General features: G+C 41.0%; 5 protein-coding genes and 1 pseudogene. 3 read left to right on the top strand and 3 right to left on the bottom strand.

Translation table 11 applies throughout. The features are described from left to right. Nucleotides 1–604, top strand: a pseudogene (locus tag VF500_RS11515) (nuclear transport factor 2 family protein); the annotation flags it as partial. A 132-nt stretch (nt 605–736) separates the two neighbouring features. Here the strand turns inward: VF500_RS11515 and VF500_RS11510 are convergent. The 3 genes from VF500_RS11510 to VF500_RS11500 form a co-directional block, all read right to left on the bottom strand. Beyond that, nucleotides 737–1,063 (bottom strand): HesB/IscA family protein, encoded by a 327-nt coding sequence (locus VF500_RS11510; protein ID WP_330859803.1) that lies wholly within the window; start codon nt 1,061–1,063, stop codon nt 737–739. A gap of 132 nt (nt 1,064–1,195) precedes the next feature. Then, nucleotides 1,196–1,609 carry a Fe-S cluster assembly scaffold IscU gene (gene iscU, locus VF500_RS11505; RefSeq protein WP_076378185.1) on the bottom strand — a complete coding sequence of 138 codons (414 nt, stop codon included), beginning with the start codon at nt 1,607–1,609 and terminating at the stop codon, nt 1,196–1,198. A gap of 111 nt (nt 1,610–1,720) precedes the next feature. Then, nucleotides 1,721–2,932, bottom strand: a complete 1,212-nt coding sequence (locus VF500_RS11500; protein ID WP_330859802.1) for an IscS subfamily cysteine desulfurase — start codon at nt 2,930–2,932, stop codon at nt 1,721–1,723. Nucleotides 2,933–3,042: 110 nt separating this feature from the next. Between VF500_RS11500 and mce the strand changes: the two genes are divergently transcribed. Then, on the top strand, nt 3,043–3,447 hold the full coding sequence (gene mce, locus VF500_RS11495; protein WP_330859801.1) for a methylmalonyl-CoA epimerase: 405 nt from the start codon (nt 3,043–3,045) through the stop codon (nt 3,445–3,447). 277 nt (nt 3,448–3,724) lie between these two features. After that, a partial coding sequence (locus tag VF500_RS11490) for a type B 50S ribosomal protein L31 (RefSeq protein WP_330859800.1) occupies nt 3,725–3,931 on the top strand: 207 nt, incomplete at its 3' end.

Raw genomic sequence — 3,931 nt, 5'->3', positions numbered from 1 at the left:
AACCGAAATGATCAATTACCTGAAAACGTTACCGTTACCTCCCGAAGGTGTAAAATCGCCGATCATCAGGGCGATACAGGAAGGTGATTTTGTAGTAACCCACCTTGATATTCAGTTTATGGGCAAGCGTATGGCTGTGATCGACCTGTTTAAATTAAAGGACGGCATGCTAACCGAGCATTGGGATGCCATACAGCCCCTGCCGGATGAAAGCGGGAAAGCGATAACTTCAACCAATGGTACAACGGCTATTGATCATAATGCTTTGGCGGAAAATAGTAAGCATATTGTCAGTTTGTATTATGAGGCTGTGATCAATAAGGCATCATCCCAACAGTTTATACATCCTGACTACGTTGAACACGACAGCGTAATTGCGGAAAGCGGCAAAACCTTAGCAGATCATATTGTTGAAAGGCCGGATGTAAAACTCCACAAAGTAATTGCTGAGGGTGATTTTGTGGTTGCTCAATCTCAGTTTAACAAATCAGGAAAAGGGTTTGTATTGTACGAGATATTCAGGGTGGCTAACGATAAGATAGCCGAGCATTGGGCTGTGGAGCAAGCGGCACCTGACGGTGTACAACCGGAGGATATGTTTTAGGCACTTCAGCTGAAAGCTGAAGCTATGTTTGACCACGGGTTGGAAACCCGCGGCAGCATCAGAGTAGGCAGATTATTTAAAATAAAAAGAGGCGCTATCAGCGCCTCTTTTCAATTATTTTCAGGTGAATTTTTATACCGAAAAACTTTCGCCACAGCCACAGGTGCGGCTGGCGTTAGGGTTGTGGAAATTGAAGCCCTTGCCGTTAAGGCCGTCAGAGAAATCAAGTTCCGTACCGGCAAGATACAGGAATGATTTCATGTCGAGCGCCATACGTACGCCCTGGTCTTCAAAAAACTGATCGCCTTTTTTCTCTTCGTTATCAAAATCAAGATTGTATGATAAGCCAGAGCAACCACCGCCCTGAACAGATACGCGCAGAAAGTAAGAGGCATCAAGCCCCGCATCCTGCATCAGGTTATCTATTTTGCTTTTTGCTTTATCAGTTACAGTTACCATTTTTTAAAAGAATCAAGATTATTAGATTCAAGAGTCAAGATTTTTTGCCTGTCTCTTGCGCACTACACTATTGAAATTTAAGATACAGAAGAGATGTCTTACTTTCTTGCCTCCTGCATCTTAAAATCTTTCTTAGTGGTGTACTTTTTCGCTTTCAATTGGCGCTAAGCCGTTTTTTACGCGGAAATCGTTGATCGCTGCTTTGATAGCGTCTTCGGCTAATACCGAGCAGTGAATTTTTACCGGTGGAAGGGCAAGCTCTTCAACGATATCCATGTTGTCGATTTTCATAGCATCATCAATGCTTTTGCCTTTAAGCCACTCAGTAGCCAATGATGAAGAAGCGATTGCCGAACCGCAACCGAAAGTTTTGAATTTTGCATCGGTGATAACATTGTTATCATCAACCTGGATCTGCAGGCGCATTACGTCGCCGCATTCAGGTGCACCAACTAAGCCTGTACCTACTTTGTGGCTGCTTTTATCCAAAGTGCCCACATTGCGGGGGTTAGTGTAGTGATCGATTACTTTATCTGAATATGCCATTTTTTTAAAATTCTTAATAGTAAGTTATAAGTTCTGAGTCTTTGTAGGACTCTTATATATCAAATCGCAATTGGAAAATCCGAAATCGAAAATCCCAAATCCGAAATCAAATTAATGTTCTGCCCACTCAATTGAGTTAAGGTCGATACCTTCTTTAAACATTTCCCAAAGCGGTGAAAGGTCGCGCAGGTGGGTAACCGCTTTCTTGGTTACTTCGACAGCGTAATCAACTTCCTCTTCGGTAGTAAAGCGGCCTAAGCCAAAACGGATAGAAGAGTGTGCCAGGTCATCAGACAGGCCTAAGCTTTTCAATACGTATGATGGCTCCAATGAAGCAGAGGTACAAGCCGAACCTGATGATACAGCCAGATCTTTCATGGCCATCATCAAACCTTCACCTTCAACATATTTAAACGAAATGTTAGCAACATGTGGTAAGCGGTGTTCAACGTTACCGTTTACATAGCTTTCTTCCAAGACAGTTAAAGCTGATTGCAGTTTATCACGTAAAGCCGAAAGGCGTTTTGCTTCGCTTTCCATTTCCTGGCCGCAAAGTTCGCAGGCTTTACCTAAACCAACAATGCCCGGTACGTTAAGGGTGCCTGAGCGCATACCGCGTTCGTGACCGCCACCGTCCATTTGGGCGGTAACTTTAACCCTTGGTCCTTTACGGCGTACGTATAAAGCGCCAACACCTTTAGGGCCGTATATTTTGTGAGCTGATAAAGCTAATAAGTCAATACCATCAGCATTAACATCAACAGGGATCTTACCAACTGCCTGAACAGCATCGGTCATAAATAATGCACCATGTTTGTGGGCAATGGCCGAAATTTCTTTAATTGACTGGATAACACCTATCTCATTGTTACCATACATGATAGATACCAGGATGGTTTCAGGGGTCATTGCTGCTTCAAGCTGAGCCAAATCAACCAGACCATCTTCTTTAACAGGCAGGTAAGTTACTTTGCCACCAAGTTTTTCAACGTGTTTACAGGCATCAAGTACCGCTTTGTGTTCTGTAACGGTAGTTATAATGTGATTACCTTTGTCTTTGTACATTTCAAAAACCCCTTTAATAGCAAGGTTATCTGATTCTGTAGCACCAGAGGTAAAGATGATCTCTTTTTCAGATGCGCCGATAAGTTTGGCAACCTGTTCGCGTGCGTAATCAACCGCCTCCTCTGCAACCCAGCCAAACGCATGGTTACGGCTTGCTGCATTACCAAATTTTTCGTTAAAATATGGTAACATAGCCTCCAGTACCCGTGGGTCCATCGGTGTAGTTGCATTGTTATCTAAATAAATTGGGATATTCATAGTCCTTTTGAAATATATTAACAAAACAAAGATACGCAAGTTTTTATCTAAATTCAGCTAAAATACTTCGCAATTTATCAAAGCTGACCAATAATTTACAATATTTGGACATGAACAAAGTGGAGCACATTGGTATAGCGGTTAACAGTGTTAAATTAGCAGGTGAGATTTATTCCAAACTGCTGAACACACCGGTGTATAAAACCGAAATTGTAGAAAGCGAAGCGGTTGAAACTGCCTTTTTGCAAAGCGGGCCAAATAAAATAGAACTGCTCCAGGCGCTTAACGATTACAGTGCTATAGCGAAATTTATATCAAAAAAGGGAGAGGGGATCCATCATATAGCTTTTGAGGTAGGTGATATTGAAGCCGAAATGAAACGGTTAAAAGCTGAAGGCTTTGTTTTACTTAATGATAAACCTAAACGCGGCGCCGATAATAAATTGGTGTGCTTTGTGCATCCTAAAAGTGCTAATGGAGTTTTGATTGAGTTGTGCCAGGAGGTTGCTGTCTGAAACTCGAATTTATTGAATTTTGAGAATTTTTTGAATTTGCTTAGCATTCTGCCCATTCCCTGGATTCAATAAATTCGGGTTCAGACAAAAGGATAGAGATTGTTTAATTGTCTAATATCCAGTTTTATAAATATAGTTTTTTATCCGCCTATGAACCATGGACTATGATCCATGAACAATAATAAACTATTTTTAATTTGCTATTCCGAATTACACTTTTATTATTACATTTGCACCTCTTTTAAGTAAAGTACAGAAGGTAAGTTTATATAATATAATGAAAAAAGATCTGCATCCATCAAACTATAGGTTAGTTGTATTTAAAGATATGTCAAACGACTACTCTTTTATCACTAAATCTTGCATCGATACCCGCGAAACCGTTAAATGGGAAGATGGTAACGAATATCCATTGGTTAAATTAGAGATTTCTCACACTTCGCACCCGTTCTACACCGGTAAAATGAAACTGGTTGATACTGCA

It is taken from the genome of Mucilaginibacter sp. (genome assembly GCF_036383575.1).
In the GTDB taxonomy this organism is placed as follows: Bacteria; Bacteroidota; Bacteroidia; order Sphingobacteriales; family Sphingobacteriaceae; genus Mucilaginibacter.
The sequence above is the reverse complement of the archived record's forward strand: the minus strand, read 5'-3'. Positions and strand labels throughout refer to the sequence as shown.